Below are 15905 nucleotides of genomic sequence, written 5' to 3'. Positions count from 1 at the left end.
CGGCGCTGTTCGGTTTGTCGCTCATTATTTCGATTCCTTCGCGCTGTTCGCATAACGGGCCTGACGCTCTCTGGAGCAGGCCTTGTGGTTTCCTCGGGCGCGGTAGCCGTTGCAGATATCGCAAAGACCATCGCGTGCCAGCCAGGGTGTTGGGAGGATTTTGGGTTTGGCGGTGCGGCGTAGCTTGGTCATGCTGCTACCGCCCGATCTGCCTTGACTCGCCACGGATCGTTCGCTCGAGCGAGAGCTGCCATAGGGGGCGGGCTAACGCTGTTGCCGCACATGTGAACCTGCTGGGTTTTGGTAAATGGCTTGCCGTCGGCGCCGTGGGTGATGACGTAGTCGGCTGGGAAGCCCTGGGCCTTGTACAGCTCGGACGGCTTGAGCATCCGCAGGCAGATGTCGACGATCACGTAGGGCGTGCCCTTGACCATGACGGTGACCAGCGCCAAGCGATCCTTGGTCGTGATGGTTGGGGCCGGTTCGCCTGCACCGCTGACGTTCTCAGTCCCGTAATAGCTGATCAGGAACGCGGCGACCCGCAGTGCACCTTCCTCATGCTCTGGCGATAGCCTGAGAGATACGACAGAGCTTTTACCGCCGCCACCTGCCGTAACGGTAGGCGCAGGTTCATCCAGAGGCTGACCGACACTGGCGCCGAACTGCCTTTCCATGAACGCGGTGACCAGTCCGTGGTGCTGGCCGCCAGCGCTGATGGTGTGCAGCGGATCGGCAGGGTCCCGCGCGTCACAGTTGCCGCGTAGGTGAACCAGGCTTGCGGCCACCAGTTGCTGCTGGCTTCCGGTGTTGGTGACCGTCGTCATTGGCTCGTCGACGCCCTTGGCGTGCGTCGTGTTGAAGCCGCCGTTCATCTGAGCCATGAACACCGTAGACACTCCCATCGCGTGGGCAGCACCTGCAGGCCGCTGGTAGTTGCCGCCGCCGGTGATAGTTGGCAGAGGCTCATCGAGCGCTTTGCCCGCATCATCAAACCGGAACTTCACCAAGTGCGCCGAAGCGATTGACTGACCGCCACCGCTGGCTGTTACCGTGCCGACCGGTCCAAGAATATCGTTCACACCATGGGAGCGGCGTTTCGTTGCGCCGGATCCTTCGCCGTGACCTGCCTGGACGATGCATGCTGAAGCGAGTGCTCGGTGGTTCTGAGTCATCAACGTGCCAACCGGCTGATCTGCTGCTACTGGCTTGCCTGCATAAACTGGCCCGCCAGCACCCACCAGAATCGAGCTTGTGAGCGCATGCTTAACGCCACCGGCAACGACCGTCCCTAATGGCTGATCGATACCCGGCACGCGAGGCTGTTGGCCTTCGCGCTCACCGTAGCCAGACTGGATCAGGGTAGGGCTGATCAGTGTCAGTTCGCCGCGGTTGGCGCACGTCACCGTTGGCAGCGGCTCAAGTGGATCGTTGATGCGATCGCTGCCTTGGTGGGTCGCTGGCGCAATGACTGGGCTGACGACCGAGAAAGCGCCGCCTTTGGGATATGAAGTCACCGTGCGCAGCGGCTCGTTGGCCGATTGCACCGTCTCGCCCGACCAGTTCGCGATCGGGACGATGAAGGGGTCCGGGTTGACGATGACGAACTTCTTCATGCCCTTGGCGACCCGGCGCAGTGTGGCCGGCGCCAGGTCTTTCTTGCGTCCGAATATGCTTTTGCCCAGGTCGGTGAAGTCGATGCATTCGGCGGCTGTCCTCCAAGGCTTCTGGCCTTTGGCGGGGCGCTTGGCGTGCGTCGGCTCTGGCCACACGATCGGCTGTCCGTCGCAGCGGGCAATCATGAACAGGCGTTCCCGGCTGGTAGGCGCGCCGAAGTCGCACGCCTTAATCACTCGCCATTCGACCACGTAACCGTGCTGCTCTAGGAGCGCCACAAAACGTTTCCAGGTGCTGCCTTTGCGCTCGGGGTTTGGGACGAGGTACTGCTCACCGACAGGAACTATTTCGCCGGGTGAGGCAACCACCTTCACCAGCACTTCTTTGCCCTTTTTGTTCACGCCTGGCACCAGCTTGATGATCCTTCCGGTCGCTTTATCGCGCTTGGCCACCAGCGGCCCCCATTGCAGGATCTGCTTTACGTTCTCCAGGCTGATGACGCGGGGTTTCTTCTTGCCTGCCCACTTCAAGCCGATCCACGACAGGTTGCGGATCTCGCGCTTGCGCGGCTGCCCGCCAGCGGCCTGGCTGTGGTGGGTGCAATCCGGGCTCATGTGGAACCAGCCCACGGCCTTGCCACCGCATTCGGTATCCGGATCGCCGTCGAAAACATCGGTCGTGAAGTGAGTCGCACCCGGGTGATTCACGGTGTGCATGCTGATTGCAGCCGGGCTGTGGTTCTTGGCCACGCTGACGGTGCGCCCAAGGCCCATTTCCAGCCCGGTACCGGCGCCGCCGCCACCGCAGAAGAAGTCCACAACGATCTCATCGTCTTGCGGATTGAAGCCAAGGCCGTACTGGGTTTTGAAATCGAAGGGGTGTTTCTTCTGGTGAGCGGACATAGTTCATCCTCGGCTGTGCGCCGTGAGTCGTTGAAAGTAGGGGGGTTACTGCGGGGTGTTCAGCTTGGCGACTTCATCAAGGCAGGCGTTCCAATTCTTTGCCTCGCCAACCGCCGCTGCATGCTGGTCAGCGCTCTCAAACTCGTCACGATGCGGTAGGTCAAGGCGCTCAGGCAGCACCACCTTCGCTTTGGCGGGCTGAGCGTGGCGGTATACCTCGCCACTGCCTTCGTCGTCGGTGATGGCTGAGCCCGCTACGAGCAAAACTTGGCCTGCGGATTCAAGAGCGCAAATACCACCCTCTATCAGCCAATCCAGATACAGCTGCCCGTCTTTGTCTTCGCGTGTTACTGCCACCGCTTCGATATGCACCGGTTCCCCGCCAAGCGCTGGCGGGCTATCCGCATCCAGGCGGCACTCGCCTTCACAGCCGCTGCATGCGCCGCACTCTTTGAGCGCTGACGGCATTTCCGTTCCGCGCAAGAATGCCTGAATCTGCACACGAAGATGATCGCGACGATCTTGGGTGTGCTCGACCACCGCGCCGACGTTGTTCAGGGAGTTTTCCGCAAGTGCGTCGTCGGCAAGGTTGAGCAGCTCGATCGCTGGACGAAGGCTAGACGCCTGTGCCACTGCTTTACGACGCCAGAAAAGTACGGCGTCCAGATCTGCTTTGGACTGTTTCATTGCTGCGCTTCCTCTATCACGTCGATAACTGACCAGATGCCCAGCGCCTGACTGACCGGCTTGCCGGCCGCCGAGCGTTTGAGTGTCTGGATAAGGTCGTTGCGCCCGCGCACTGATCGAGCCATCGCGGGCATTGTGTTGATTGTTTCGATGGCGTACTGCCTGCCCTCGACAAAGCCGAATCGGTCTGGCGGCTGGCTCACAGCAGGGCGGCCCGGTACTGCAAGCGTGGTTATTTCTGCGCGTACCGCTTCCACGGGGGCGGGCTTCGGCGCTGGCTTACTCGCAGGCGCAAGGTGGTGTAGGGCCATGGATAGGGCCTGTCGTGCGATGGGGTTCATGGGGTTGCCTCAATGGTTATGCGAGTTCGCCAAACAGTCCTGGCTGGCTGATTGATCGGGAGCAGGAGGGGTTGAGCCAAATACATTCCTGTCGAACAGCGGACCCTCGACCAGAACTGATGCGCGATGAGGTGCTATGGCAAGTCCAGCCTTCCAGCGTGTCGTTGTAGATCTCGCTTGAATATCCGGACAGAGCAACCATCCCTTTCAAGTCGCGGACGGTGGCCAGCAGCTCGACGTGCTGGTCATTGTCCATTTCGTGGCGGTAGGCCCTGCCGTAGTTCGCGCCGATATGGCGTGTCTCATGCAGGTATGGCGGGTCAACAAAGTGAAGAGTCTTTACGCCGTCGTGAGCCTGCATCACCTCAGCGGCAGGGCGATTCTCAATGAGGACGCCTGTCAAACGCTCACCGATCGCGGCGATTCGTTCCGGATAACTTGCCCATAGAGCCTGGGCGGTTCCGTATTTTCGTTTGGTGTCGACACGAAAACCGGTATGGCCTTTCGTGGCGCCTGCTGATCCAAATCCCATTTCTGCGCGGATAACTACTCGGCGCGCTCGTTCGATCGGGTTATCAGTAGGCAGCCATGCCTGTTCAAGCTCGGCCCTGGCATATGGTGTAAGAACCAACTGTTCATGCAGCTCGGCGCGGGTAATGGGGTTCTGCAGGACCCTGAATAGATTGACCACGTCTCCATCGAGGTCGTTGTAAACCTCGGCGTAGGCTCGAGGCTTTTGAATAAGCACTCCAGCGGCGCCGCCAAACGATTCGACGTAACAAGTGTGGGGCGGAAAGTGCTTGATGACCCACGACGCCAACCGGAACTTGGCACCGTGGTAGCGCATTACCGGGGCGGTGATTGTCATTTTCTTCTCGATCGACTGTGCGCTGGCGCGGCCAGCGCACTGCTTTCAGGTCAAGCCACCTGCGCAGGCGGGTTCATTGCGAAGTAGATGCGGGCACAGGCCTCGGTGTCCGGGCGCGCGCGGTGGCCACCGACCAGTTCTTCGCCGGTGAAGTGGCGCAGGGCCTCGGCCACGGTCGGAACCTTGAACTGTTTGTCGAAGCCTGCACGGATCATCTTGGCGGTGGGCGGGCACTTGACGATGTTCTTGCTCGACTGACAGGTGCAGTAGTTCGGCAGGGCCTTGAACTCGTCCGCTGCCTGCTCGCCGATGAACCGCTTGATGGCGATCCGCATGATTCGGTCATCGAAGCTGACGTTGTGCGCGACCCGTAGTCCGGCCTGTTCGTAGACGCGCAGAAAACCGCCAAGCGCTTCCTGTTCAGGGATGCCATGCTCGAGCGCCATTTCCGTGGTGATGCCGTGGATCGCGGCCACTTCGTCGGGGATCACCCAGCCCTCCGGCTTGATCATCGTTTCAAACGAGTCAACCAGTTCGCCTTGAGGGGTGTAGAGCAGGATGCAGATGTCGACCAGGTGCGGCTGGCGCGGATCATCGCTTGGGTTTTTGAAGAGCGGCAGGCCGGTGGTTTCGGTGTCGTAAAAAGCGATCAGTTGGGACATTTAATTTTCTCCAGGCGAAAAGAAAGCGCCCGTAGGCGCTCTGTGGTGTTGCGTGGGTTGGATTAGCTGGCTTGCTGCAACTGGATGTCGCCGCCGGCAACGCCGCCTTCGATCCATACCGCGTTGATTTCCGCGGGCAGCTTGGCGGGTTTCTCTTTGAGCGAGCCGCAAACGATGGCGGTTTCGATATCGCCGGACTTAGCCAGGGACATGAGCATGCCGAACAGCTGGCCGCGAACGGTTGGCAGCAGTACGTCGAAGCGGTCCAGCACGATCAGCTTGAGGCCGCACGCGATGGTGATGGCCGTGCCGATAAGCGCATCACACCGCCAGCGCTCAGACTCGGAAAGCAGCACGTAAGCGCGGCCACCTGCAGTGATTGCCATGTCGCCGCCGATAGCAGTGACCGGCCAGCCAGCGAGCGTGGACAGACGTTTCAGGCTGTTGTTGATCGGCTGCAGCGCACCGGCAAGGATTTCACCGGGGATGCCGTCAGGCGCAAGGGCCTTCTCGATCAGAATCCAGTCCAGCACGTCTTTATGGTGCCTGGCAGCATCAGCAGCAATTTTGCTCGCGTTGGCGATGGTGTTCAGGCGATCCCGGACCATAGTCGCTTTTGCTTCGGCGCGGGTTCGGACATCGCGCTGCGCCTGAATGGCTTTTTCGCAACGAGTAATATCGGCTTCGCTGGAGCTTTGCGGCGTGATCGCGATGTGAGCCGCCAAGTCTCGCTGAGCGGCAAGGGCGGCGTCGATGCGCAGCCGGTCATTGTTACGCGTGCTTTCAAGAAGCCTAACGGCCTCGGCGGCCTTTTTCACTTCCGCCTGAGCCTCGGTCAGCTTTTTGGCGTCGGCAGTTTTGCCCTTGAACACTTCAACTTGCTGGCCCACGACCTTCAACTTGACGTGACAGCTCGGGCACTCACACGGTGATTCGCCGTTGTACGCCTGGACAGCGTCCTGCCATTGCTTGAGCTTTGGCTGCCACTCTGCCAGTGATTCCTCGGTTGCGATCAGCTTCGCGCGCTCTCGGTCCAGCAGTTTCGCTTTCTCTTCAAGGTCTGTTTTACGCGTAGCCCAGTTGGCACTGGCATTCAGGTTCGCCTTGAGCTCGCCCAGGTACTGGTTGCCTTTGTCGATCTCTATCGCGGCCTTGCCCTGTTCTGCCTGCGCCGCTTCAAGGTCCGCTTGAGTCACCTCAGCCACGCCCTCTGGCATTTCGTCGATGAAGACAGCCCAGCATTCAGCCTTTTCAGTGCCGTAAGCCTCGCCGGTGATGGCTTTCCACGCGCCCCGGCTTTCGCTGGTGTTCGATTTGGCCTGTTCCTGAGCAGCAGCAAAGCCGCTCAACAGCAACGGCTTGATGGCTTCGACCTTCTTCGCGTCGGCACCCTTGGCCAGCAGCTTCTCGGCCACGACCGCAGGTTTGGCGCTGGATTTGGTCAGCGCGAACAACAGCGAACGCTTGGCTTTGTCGTCCAACTTGGCGAATGCGTCCGGGTTCAGCACGAAGGGCAGATACTCCTGGCCATCCACGTCGGTGCGCTCGCCCTTGCCGGTGGGCAGGGTGATGGTGCTGGCCGCGCCGTCGTGCCCGATGATGATCTGGCCTTTCTTCTGGCCCTCGGTGATCAGCATCTTGTAGTCGCCCTTCTTGGCGACGCGCGCGGCTTCGCCAAGTGCCAGGCCGATGGCCTCTTTCAGGCTGGATTTACCAGCACCGTTATGACCGCACACCATGGTGATGGGCGCAGTCAGCTCCAGATTGGCGTTGCTCAGACCTTGGAAGTTCTCGATGTAGATCGATTCGATTTTCATGCTGGCGTTACTCCACGCAAAGGCTGCCGAGTTCGGCAATGACCTTGTAGGTGTTATCAATGGACTGCTCGGCTTCGGTTTCCAGCTCGATGACTTGGTTGTCGACGAGGCGCAGCAGCAGGGTGGTGGCTTGATCGCTATCAATGGCCAGACGACGCTGCAGCCATGCCACGTCCACGGTAGTGGCGTGCAGCACAACCAGCTGGCTGGCGTCTTCGTAGGTGTAATCGCCGAACTCCTTGCCGACCTCTGCGAACTTGCTTGCCTGGCTGTTCTGATCGAACGAGGCGTCTACAACGTCGTCGGGCAGATCGGCATCAACAACGCTGAGCTTCTGCTCTCCCGCGGGGTTCAGCAGCACGACCCGGTCGCCGGTGTGATCGATAGGGCTGACGACACCAGCCTGTTCCATCTTGTCCAGCAGCGCGGCGGCACGGGTAAAGCCAATATCCAGCGCGCGCTGGATAGACGATGCTGTTGCGCGGCGGGTGGACAGAACAAAGGTCACCGCCTTGTCATAGAACGGATCAGCCAGCGGCGTGTAGTCCGTTTTTGCGCCTTCATCAGGCCCGGTACCGCGATCAAACAGGTTGCCCGTCAAGTCGCTGGCATGCAGCGGCAGTTCGCTCTGATCGCGATCCGGGTTGATGAAGTCGAGTCCTTCCTCATAATCGTCGGGGGCCAGCACCAGTAGGCACAGGTGCCCGGCGCTGTCAGTCAGCCCGTGGCGGGCGGGGTCTTTGGCATCAACCAGCGACGTAACTGTCAGGGTCTTTTCAGTAACCTGAATCTGCTTCATCTTGCAGGGGATGGTGATGACGTTACGCGAGGCGATAATTGCCACCGCCGTGTGCGCGGCCTCTTTGGCCTTGTCGGTGATGCGGTCGATCACTTCCTGCTGCTGACCCTGATTCAGCTTGCTGTAAGGGGAGTGAATGTTGGTCAGTTCGAACATGGCCGCGTTGACCAGGTCGTGCACCAACAGTTCGTGCGCCAACATAGACGGCATTACTCCGTGCATGCGGGCGCGATCGATGATGTCTTTGTGTTCCATCTTCATGGGTGTTCCTCAGTTATTGGCGATGCGCTCCAGCGTCTGGCGCTGTGCTGGGCTCAGGTGGGTGCGCGGGCCGTGGCGCTTGAAGCCGGCCCGAATGTCGTCGGTAAAGGTCACTTCCCAGTCATTGGCCGCCAGCAATTCGGCGGCGGCCAACAGCACGGCGAATTCCTCAACCCGGTCGTATTGTTCTTCGACGGATAGGGCGGCCATGGCGGGTTACTCGAAAGCCAGGCCGTCAGTGTCGGCAGGCTCGGATGTCGCGGTTTCGGCGGTTTCTGTTGCAGGATCAGCGGTTTCTGTCGCGTTTTCCGCCGCGTCTGTAACGATTTCGCCGGTTTCTCTGTCAACCGATTCGCCGTCCTCTTCAACGATCGAAGGCGCTTCGGGCTCTTTGTTGCGCAGGTCGTTCATGTCCACCGAGTAGGTGCCAGATCCATCTGCAGTGGCGTCGATGAAGTCCTCGACCTCTTCGCGCGACTGCAGGCCCATCAGCAGCTCGGGCGCGTAGAGCCGACCCAGCATGCTTGCTGCCCGGTAGCGCAACATCACTTCCGGCATCGTCAGCCACTTGCTGCCGTTCTTGGTCAGCCAGCCTTCATCAATGGCCATCTGCATGGAAATGGTCGGGCCGTTGAGCCGGTCGCCGGTTTCCTTTTCGATCACCCAGGCGGTGCAGGTCTGGTGCTTGATCTTCGCCTTGCGCTGCTCTGTGACCTTCTTGCCTTCTTTCCAGAACGTGGCGCTGTAGGTCAGCTCCTCAGCCTTTCCTGGTTCGCTCAGGTCAAAGCGCAGCGGGCTGAAACGACCGCAGCTGTTGAGCATCGCGATGATGAACTGGCTTGACCAAGACGGCCGGCCCTCGATCACGTAAAGGTTCTGCATGACCATCAGCGGGTCAGCGCCCATGCGCAACGCCATGTTCAGCGCTACCACGCAATTGGGCAGGCCAGCAGGGTTCGGCACATGGCCAGTGACGCGGCCGTATTCCTTTGTTTCGGCAAAGGCGCGGTACTGGACTGGCACCAACGTGGAACCGGCGAGCGCTTTGGCAACACGCTGCAGTTGTTCGAAGCCGGAGCCGGTCAGCAGCGACATCGGGGCATCATTCTTTGGCGCGGCGACAGCGCTGGTCTGCATCTGCGCCAGTTGGGTGGGTTGCGTCATGGTGGACCTCATTCGTGGTAGGGGCAGGTTGACCAGCGCGGGCAATACTTCGCGCTGCATAGGAAACTCTGGGGGTTGGGTGGGAACAGGCCGGTGCGGAACATTTCGGCGCCGATCTGGATCAGGCCGGGAAAGTCTTCGTTGCCGACCATCATTTGCTTGGCGCTACGAATCTCGCCGATGCCGACTTCCGGTTTGCCCTTCGTTTTCAGCCCGATGATGTGGGCCGGTGCGGTGCAGGGTTCGCCGGTCGTGTGTTCTTCAAGAATTTCGTAGGTGCCGATCTGCGCGGCGTGGCCTTTCGTCTTCGCCACACCCTCACTGACGGCGGCGCCGCCCGTCTTCACGTCAGCGATGCCCTTGCCGTCGCCGGTCTTGCAGATTCGCGCCCGGTCAAGTTGGCCGGTCAGGCGGATGATCTGGCCACCGCCGCAATCAATCTCCAGCGGCGTGGCTGTGCGCTCGACTGCTAGGTATTCGTAGCGCGGGCTGACCTCGTTGCAGTACTTCGTGTGCAAGGGCAGGGCGATGCGCTCGGCCTCCTGAATGGTCAGCTTGTCGGCCTTCCAATCGACTTCACGGTCAGGGTTGCGCAGCGTGTGGATGAGCAGCTCGGCGGTGTCGTAAGCGCTCAGGTTGCTGCCGTTCATGCGGGACACGTCGAACGCCGCGGTGCTGGCGTGGATCGACGTTCCCAGGTGGGCGCGTGGGCTGCTCGGGCTTTTGATGCCAAGCAGGTGAACGCCTTCCCATTTGTAGGCGCAGTCGAACAACGAGCCCCACGACGAGGCTCGGACGGTGGTTACTCTGTTCATGCTCTGGACCTCGCTTTCGCGAACGCCTGACGCATGGCAGATGTAGAGGGCAGAGCATCGACACAAACCCTTACCGCGTTGGCGCAGTCATCTTGCTCAAACCATCCGAAATGGCATTGGTCAACGGGTATTCCCATTTCCTTCGCCAGCCACTCATAAGCCAGCGTGCGCGTGAACCCACGGGCTTCCTTGAACTTGTGGAACAGATCCTTGCTGGTGTTGCGGTCCTTGCGAAGCTGGGCGGTAGCCAGCGTGCCCAGCGGAATATCCGTCGAGGGATGCAGGCCGACGTAGGCTTTGCAATCAGTGCAGAGATAGGCGTAAGGCCATTCCCCGTATGAGCGCCCGTTATAGATTTCGCTGTTGCACACCAGCGACACGTCGCCGCCGCAGTAGCGGCACTGGGTAGGCGCTGGAAGAGGGTTTTTTACGCGTTTAAGTGCACGGCGACTGACGTGAGGCAGTGGCGCAGGTGCAGCAATACGCTCGGGGGCGTTTGCCCGACGATCGATTGGCATGGGTTTACCTATTGAGTGATCAGGCCGCCGATTGCGGGGCCGAAGAGGGTGATTGCGCAGAAGAGGGCGCCAGTCAGAGCCGACACCCACCAGATACGGCGGCGGGTGATGCGCTGGTGGCGGGTCATGGCATCAGGGCCTTAATTGCTGATTTTCCTAGCGCCCGAAGCGAAAGCCGGAAACCACGAAGTTCCTGCTTTACCTTCTTGCGCTCCAGAATGATGTTCCAGGCCCTAATGCAGTGGATGCAGCCCTCATCAGCAAGGAAGTCGGCGATTTCTTCTACGTGCAAACCGACCATTCCGTAGCCGCAGCTGGAAGCCTCACGATGCTGGAAAGCTTCCCAGATATGGGTTTTCCGATTGCCTTTTTCGTCCGACAGATCTTTCGAGTGTTCTTCGATTCCGTTCGGGCCGATCTTGTCGTAGCCGTTCTCGCAAAGATTGATGTGGACGCCAATCTCTGTCGTTTGCGCCTTGATCTGCTGCAGCGCGGTTTCGTGTGCAGCAAGAGTGATGACAATTTTCCGTTCGAAATTCATACACACCTCGCAATAAGCATCCCGCGCTTGCTCAGCTTGAGCCGCATAGGCCCAGGCAAATCAGCGACCAAAAAAATGCCCCGACGATGCAGGGCTTGGATGATTCCTTTCATGTCTCTGGCAACGATCGTCACTGCGCACCCCCGTGTAACAAGTTGAGGGCACCGAGTCGGCGACCCATGCTTTCGCGGCGCAGCGCCAGGCGGCGCCTTGATGCGGCCTCGTTTGCCCGGTCTTCAAAATCCACCAACTGGCGCTCATCGATGAAGCCGTGGGCGTAGTTGGCTTGAATCATCCCCTTGGCGAACTCGGCATCGGGGTACTGCGAGGTGCCGATCTGCGCTATCTGGCGCTCGATCATCACCACCGCATCGGCTTGGCGGCTCATGCTGCCCACCGCTGCCGGAACACGCCGACGTCAATCTCATACCAAAGCGCGGTGCTGATCTGTGCATCGTGCAGCCGTGCGGCCTCGCGCAAATCCCAGCCAGAGCAGTCAATGCGTACACCGTTGCTGTCATAGGTGATGCCGGACAGCAGCTTGTATTCAAGTTCTCGGGTGCCCATGCAGTCCCAATCGCTGTCGCTGTCGCTGTCGCGGTTGTTCGGCTGGGGCGGGCTGTTCTCGCAATGGGTTACGTCCACTTGAAGGACAAACCCCTCAACAATCACTTCATGGATCATGTGTTCGCCCTCCAATGTGGCGTTTGTTTGCATCCCAAAACCCGCTCAACATCGAACGGGCAGAGGTGATGCATTCGTTTATTGCCAACGGCCCCGAGGTCTATACGGCGCAGCCAGTGTGGGTATCGCCCACGCCCAGCGCGTCAAAGCCTTTCCAAGCCATCAGCGGTGAATCGTTTGGTTTTTAAAGAGCGCTGGCTTTCGCCGGATTCCGCTAATGCAAGCGGACTTGCATATATAAAAGCATGCTTGTGGTTCATGTGCAAGTATCCTTGTATTTATTTCCTCGGGACGAAAAAAAACCCGCTCAATGGCGGGCATTCTCTGGGGGGGTTAACAGGGGTCCGGGGTTAGGCCTTTCGGGAAGTCTTCATAACCGGCTGTGATGGGATAATTTCTCGTAATCAAATAAATCTGGGTGGCCGCGTACTCAACGTGAGGCATGCCACGTGCTAACTCACGCCACATATTTCGAGCAAGTGCTCGCAGTTCGTGCTGGCCGCCTACGCGCATGGTATGCAACCAAACCATTGTTCCAGCCGCATCTGTAGGCTGGCTGGCTTTCTGATACGCTCGGATGAAGCCCCTCAACCGAATTACGATTGTTGGATTGCTAGGGTAGTCAACCAGCGGATCCATCAGCCTGAATCCTTCCTCTTCGAGTATGTTCCTTTGATGCGTTGCTACTGCGAGCAAAAACCCTATCTCTTGACTGTCCATGCTCGACAAACCGTCGATAAATGCCTGAATTTCCTTCTTCTGTGTTGAAACAATTATTCGCGAAAACCACCTCGATATGAGTCCCATCACAGCTTCTTCGCGTTCCAGGCCAGCAACACCCTGGCATGGATGACGAGGGTTTCCAGCTCCACGCCTTTGATGTCATACGGCGGGAACGTTTCGTTGTCGGAGATCATGCGGAGCATCTTGGGCAGGCGCTGCAGGCGTTTGATGTAGAGCATCCCGTCGAGAGTGAATACATACACGCCATCGACGACCACTTCGTTGACACCTTGATCAACGATCAGCGGGTCACCGCTGGAAAACGTGGCGCCCATGCTTTCGCCGAACCCGGTGATAACTGAAAGGTTGTCGCCGGTCGTGTACGTGATCCCTTGTTCTCTCAGGTACTCAGTTCGCACCGTGATGTTGCGTACCGTCTCGATGTATTCCTTCGGTCGCACCTGGCCTGGGCCCATTGACGCAACGACGTCGTACTGAGGGATATCAATTTCATCGTCTCTTCGGTGACGTTTGAAGTCACCCTGCACGACGTTATCCATGGCATTCCGCCTCGGTGGCTCACCTGTGCCATCCAGGAGCCAATCGACAGTCGTGTCCAGGCCGCGAGCGATGGCGAGCAAGTTTTCGTTCTTGATGTTTCCTGTGTCTCCCGCGAACCACTGGCGCACGGCTTCGTAACTGACTCCACATGAGTTGGATATCAGCCTCTTAACGCCACGCACGCCGGTTTCAGGCTTTCGGGACAGGACAAGCTTTGTCATTCGATCAGTGATGTTCATGAGGCCAATCTACAAGTTAGCTTGCCAAGCATGCTTGCTTATTAAGTACAAGCATGCTTGAATTTGACGCACGAGCATTGGAGGTGCCTATGAAACGTCAAGAAGCTATCGATTTTTATGGCTCCATCCCCGCCCTCGCCAAGGCCCTCAAGATCACTTATGAGGCCGTGCGGCAGTGGGGGGAGGAGATTCCGGAGTTACGCCAGTACCAGCTGGAAAAACTCACCAACGGGAAGCTGAAAGCAGGTGCGGATAGCGCATCGCAGTCGGCGGCCTGACCATGTCTACGAACTCATTAAGCCAAGAAGGCGACGAAACCGCACGGGAGACAGAAACCCTGATCTTGCAGCGGGTTTTGTCCGTGGGTCAGAAAGAGATAGCCCGTGAAACCGGGTTGAGTGAGTCAACGGTTTCGAGGTGGAACGAGGGAGAGTATGCAAGATGGGCCAAGGTTCTTTCGTTCCTCGGCCTGCGCGTCGTTCCTCAGTCCGCGATGCTCGTCACGCCTGCCTATCTGCACTCGCTGGAAACTCTGGCAGAGATCGGGTTGAAGGCTGAGAAAAAGCGGCCGGGCCCGCTCGGGTGGGATTGATCATGGCCGCCCTCCCGTACATGCAGCTCTACGTCGCTGACTACCTCGCTGACACCATGCATCTGACCACCGAAGAGCATGGCGCGTACCTGTTGCTGATCTTCAACTACTGGCAGACCGGCAAGCCCATACCAGTGTCTCGACTTGCCCGTATCGCACGACTTTCCAACGAGCGTTGGACGGACGTTGAACGGTCGTTGAACGAGTTTTTCAACGAGCGTGATAACGAATGGTTCCACGACCGAATTGAGCGAGATCTTGATGCGCTCCGAGCAGTTCAAGAGCAGCGAATTGCAGCCGGAAAAGCTTCGGCAGAGGCTCGCAAGCAGGCCGCGAAGCCACGTAAACCAAAGGCTGCGAACGCCCGTTCAACGCCCGTTGAAATCTCGTTGAACGAAAACTCAACGAATATAGAAGAGAAGAGAAGAGAAGAGATAAGAGATACACCACCACTCTACGCGCAGGACGTTTTCGAATCTCGGGCCAAGTTCAGCATGCACTCGGATTGGCTCCCTTGCGAAAAGACATTCGCCGCCATGCTGACCATGAACGGCATGGCCAACCAACAGTTCGACGAAGAGCAATTGCTCGAATTCAAGTCGTTCTGGATCGCATCCCCTGACGAACACCGCACCCAGGCCAAGTGGGAACACGCACTTGCCCAGCATTTGAAACGTGACCTTCGCCACCAGCAGGCCAACGGGAGATCTACCGATGGAAACCAAAACGCCGAACTATCGGGAAATCCCCAAGGCCATCAAGGCCGTGGTCCCCAAGATCGCAACCCACGACCTGCTCGACAGGGCCCCCTCTCTGCTCCAGACCGTGTCCGAGCCGCAATCGCAGAGCGCAATGCTCTCGAGAACGCTGCTCGACAAGCTTTGGATCAAGATGGCTGAATTCTACGGTCACCGCTGGACGTCGAACTTTGGCGTGATCGCTGAGCCAGGGCACACATGGGCCAGGGCTTTGACAGGCATCACTGGGGACCAGATCGCCAACGGTATGCACGCCTTGATGGAGCGCGGTGATGAATTCGACTGGCCGCCACCAGTAAACGTGTTTCGGGCGATGTGTGTGCAGGTCAAGGGCTTGCCGAGTGAGGCGCAGGCATGGGACGAAGCCAGGTCAGGAGCGTACACCCACGAAGCCGTTCGAATTGCTGCAGAAGCCACCAGCACGTTTGACTTGCACGGATCAGACAGCAACGACAAGGCGCTGCGCCAACGCTTCGAACGCAACTACGCCATCGTCATGCGCCGGGCACAGACAGGCCAACCGCTGGAAGGGCGGATTGCCCACGGCGTCGGCCACGACAGCATGCGCGACCCGCGACAGGTCCAGCTCGAGCATTCCCGAAAGGAAGCCGACCGCATCCTCGATGTCCTTGAAATCCCCAAAGACCCCAAGGTCTGCCGCGCCATGCTGCTGGCGAAGCTCGGCATCCGGAGAAACGCGAATGTCTGACCAGAAGCCCGTTACCTTCCTCGTTCCCGGTGAGCCGATCGGCAAGGGTAGGCCGCGTATGACCACCATCAACGGCCACGCGCGCTCGTTCACGCCGACCAAGACCGCCGACTACGAATCCCGCATTGCCATCGCGGCACATGAGGTCATGGCCGAACGCGAGCTGCTGGCCGGACCGGTCTTGATGGAACTGCGCATCATGGTTCCTATCGCCGCGTCATGGTCGAAGAAGAAAACCGCCCAGGCGCTTGCAGGCCAGGTCATGCCCACCAAGAAGCCCGACGCTGACAACGTCCTGAAAGCCATATGCGACGGTATCAACGGCATCGTGTTCAAGGACGACGTGCAGGTTGTGAACGTCTCCCTGAGCAAGCGTTTCAGCTCATCGCCCGGCGTGTACGTGCGTGTTGTTCCCCTCGAGGCGTTGCCATCATGACAATCCCCAAACTGATATGGACCACGAAAAGCCTCGCCTATGGCTGGGTGCAGGTGTGTGTCGACGCCAACTTCGAGCATTCAGGAGAGCCTGCGACAACGCTCGGTGTTAAGCGCGCCGTACACCCGTTCCAATTCGACGAGGCCAGCGAACCAGTTATAGCGTTTACGCATGTCATCGCTGAAATGACTAACGCGATTATGTGGGGGGCAGC

22 protein-coding genes are annotated in these 15905 nt (G+C 59.0%); 5 read left to right on the top strand and 17 right to left on the bottom strand.

The window, feature by feature from the left end; genetic code table 11:
- Positions 1-24 precede the first annotated feature (24 nt).
- The 17 genes from KBY08_RS00610 to KBY08_RS00530 form a co-directional block, all read right to left on the bottom strand.
- The gene (locus KBY08_RS00610; RefSeq protein WP_225651067.1) at positions 25-192 is read right to left on the bottom strand and encodes a hypothetical protein; all 168 of its coding nucleotides are present in this window, start codon (positions 190-192) and stop codon (positions 25-27) included.
- A complete protein-coding gene (locus tag KBY08_RS00605) occupies positions 189-2516 on the bottom strand; it encodes a DNA cytosine methyltransferase (RefSeq protein WP_225651066.1) in 2328 nt (775 codons plus the stop codon). The genes KBY08_RS00610 and KBY08_RS00605 overlap by 4 nt, the downstream gene beginning before the upstream one ends.
- Positions 2517-2561: 45 nt before the next feature.
- Positions 2562-3203, bottom strand: coding sequence for a hypothetical protein (locus KBY08_RS00600; RefSeq protein WP_225651065.1), 642 nt, complete (start codon positions 3201-3203; stop codon positions 2562-2564).
- Positions 3200-3514, bottom strand: coding sequence for a hypothetical protein (locus KBY08_RS00595; protein WP_225651064.1), 315 nt, complete (start codon positions 3512-3514; stop codon positions 3200-3202). The genes KBY08_RS00600 and KBY08_RS00595 overlap by 4 nt, the downstream gene beginning before the upstream one ends.
- Positions 3515-3560: 46 nt before the next feature.
- Positions 3561-4412, bottom strand: a complete 852-nt coding sequence (locus KBY08_RS00590) for a DNA adenine methylase (RefSeq protein WP_225651063.1) — start codon at positions 4410-4412, stop codon at positions 3561-3563.
- Between the two features lie 50 nt (positions 4413-4462).
- On the bottom strand, positions 4463-5074 hold the full coding sequence (locus tag KBY08_RS00585) for a 3'-5' exonuclease (protein ID WP_225651062.1): 612 nt from the start codon (positions 5072-5074) through the stop codon (positions 4463-4465).
- 62 nt (positions 5075-5136) lie between these two features.
- Positions 5137-6891, bottom strand: a complete 1755-nt coding sequence (locus KBY08_RS00580) for an ATP-binding protein (RefSeq protein ID WP_225651061.1) — start codon at positions 6889-6891, stop codon at positions 5137-5139.
- 7 nt (positions 6892-6898) lie between these two features.
- Positions 6899-7951, bottom strand: a complete 1053-nt coding sequence (locus KBY08_RS00575) for a DNA translocase FtsK (RefSeq protein ID WP_225651060.1) — start codon at positions 7949-7951, stop codon at positions 6899-6901.
- 9 nt (positions 7952-7960) lie between these two features.
- Entirely contained in the window at positions 7961-8161 is a 201-nt protein-coding gene (locus KBY08_RS00570; RefSeq protein ID WP_057458394.1) for a hypothetical protein, read from the bottom strand.
- 6 nt (positions 8162-8167) lie between these two features.
- A complete protein-coding gene (locus KBY08_RS00565; RefSeq protein ID WP_225651059.1) occupies positions 8168-9115 on the bottom strand; it encodes a hypothetical protein in 948 nt (315 codons plus the stop codon).
- 8 nt (positions 9116-9123) lie between these two features.
- On the bottom strand, positions 9124-9930 hold the full coding sequence (locus KBY08_RS00560; RefSeq protein WP_225651058.1) for a PD-(D/E)XK nuclease family protein: 807 nt from the start codon (positions 9928-9930) through the stop codon (positions 9124-9126).
- Positions 9927-10448: a zinc-finger-containing protein gene (locus KBY08_RS00555; protein WP_225651057.1), complete on the bottom strand. Its 522-nt coding sequence runs from the start codon at positions 10446-10448 to the stop codon at positions 9927-9929. Before KBY08_RS00555 ends, KBY08_RS00560 begins: the two co-directional genes overlap by 4 nt.
- Positions 10449-10572: 124 nt before the next feature.
- The gene (locus tag KBY08_RS00550) at positions 10573-10989 is read right to left on the bottom strand and encodes a hypothetical protein (RefSeq protein ID WP_225651056.1); all 417 of its coding nucleotides are present in this window, start codon (positions 10987-10989) and stop codon (positions 10573-10575) included.
- Positions 10990-11119: 130 nt separating this feature from the next.
- Positions 11120-11377, bottom strand: a complete 258-nt coding sequence (locus tag KBY08_RS00545) for a hypothetical protein (RefSeq protein ID WP_225651055.1) — start codon at positions 11375-11377, stop codon at positions 11120-11122.
- Positions 11374-11673: a hypothetical protein gene (locus tag KBY08_RS00540; RefSeq protein ID WP_225651054.1), complete on the bottom strand. Its 300-nt coding sequence runs from the start codon at positions 11671-11673 to the stop codon at positions 11374-11376. Before KBY08_RS00540 ends, KBY08_RS00545 begins: the two co-directional genes overlap by 4 nt.
- Before the next feature lie 333 nt (positions 11674-12006).
- Entirely contained in the window at positions 12007-12480 is a 474-nt protein-coding gene (locus KBY08_RS00535) for a hypothetical protein (RefSeq protein ID WP_225651053.1), read from the bottom strand.
- Positions 12480-13196: an XRE family transcriptional regulator gene (locus KBY08_RS00530; protein ID WP_225651052.1), complete on the bottom strand. Its 717-nt coding sequence runs from the start codon at positions 13194-13196 to the stop codon at positions 12480-12482. Before KBY08_RS00530 ends, KBY08_RS00535 begins: the two co-directional genes overlap by 1 nt.
- A gap of 89 nt (positions 13197-13285) precedes the next feature.
- On the opposite strand from KBY08_RS00530, the gene KBY08_RS00525 reads away from it, so the two are divergent.
- From KBY08_RS00525 to KBY08_RS00505, 5 genes are read left to right on the top strand one after another with little or no spacing between them, the layout of a single operon-like run.
- Entirely contained in the window at positions 13286-13474 is a 189-nt protein-coding gene (locus tag KBY08_RS00525; protein ID WP_057458386.1) for a Cro/CI family transcriptional regulator, read from the top strand.
- Between the two features lie 2 nt (positions 13475-13476).
- A complete protein-coding gene (locus KBY08_RS00520) occupies positions 13477-13788 on the top strand; it encodes a CII family transcriptional regulator (RefSeq protein WP_057458385.1) in 312 nt (103 codons plus the stop codon).
- A gap of 2 nt (positions 13789-13790) precedes the next feature.
- Entirely contained in the window at positions 13791-14687 is an 897-nt protein-coding gene (locus KBY08_RS00515) for a DUF1376 domain-containing protein (protein WP_225651051.1), read from the top strand.
- Positions 14680-15255 carry a hypothetical protein gene (locus KBY08_RS00510; protein WP_225651050.1) on the top strand — a complete coding sequence of 192 codons (576 nt, stop codon included), beginning with the start codon at positions 14680-14682 and terminating at the stop codon, positions 15253-15255. The genes KBY08_RS00515 and KBY08_RS00510 overlap by 8 nt, the downstream gene beginning before the upstream one ends.
- Entirely contained in the window at positions 15248-15691 is a 444-nt protein-coding gene (locus KBY08_RS00505; protein WP_225651049.1) for a RusA family crossover junction endodeoxyribonuclease, read from the top strand. Before KBY08_RS00510 ends, KBY08_RS00505 begins: the two co-directional genes overlap by 8 nt.
- Positions 15692-15905 lie beyond the last annotated feature (214 nt).

The organism is Pseudomonas sp. P135, from assembly GCF_020312125.1.
Lineage (GTDB): Bacteria > Pseudomonadota > Gammaproteobacteria > Pseudomonadales > Pseudomonadaceae > Aquipseudomonas > Aquipseudomonas fragariae.
This window is presented reverse-complemented; position numbering and strand designations above follow the sequence as displayed.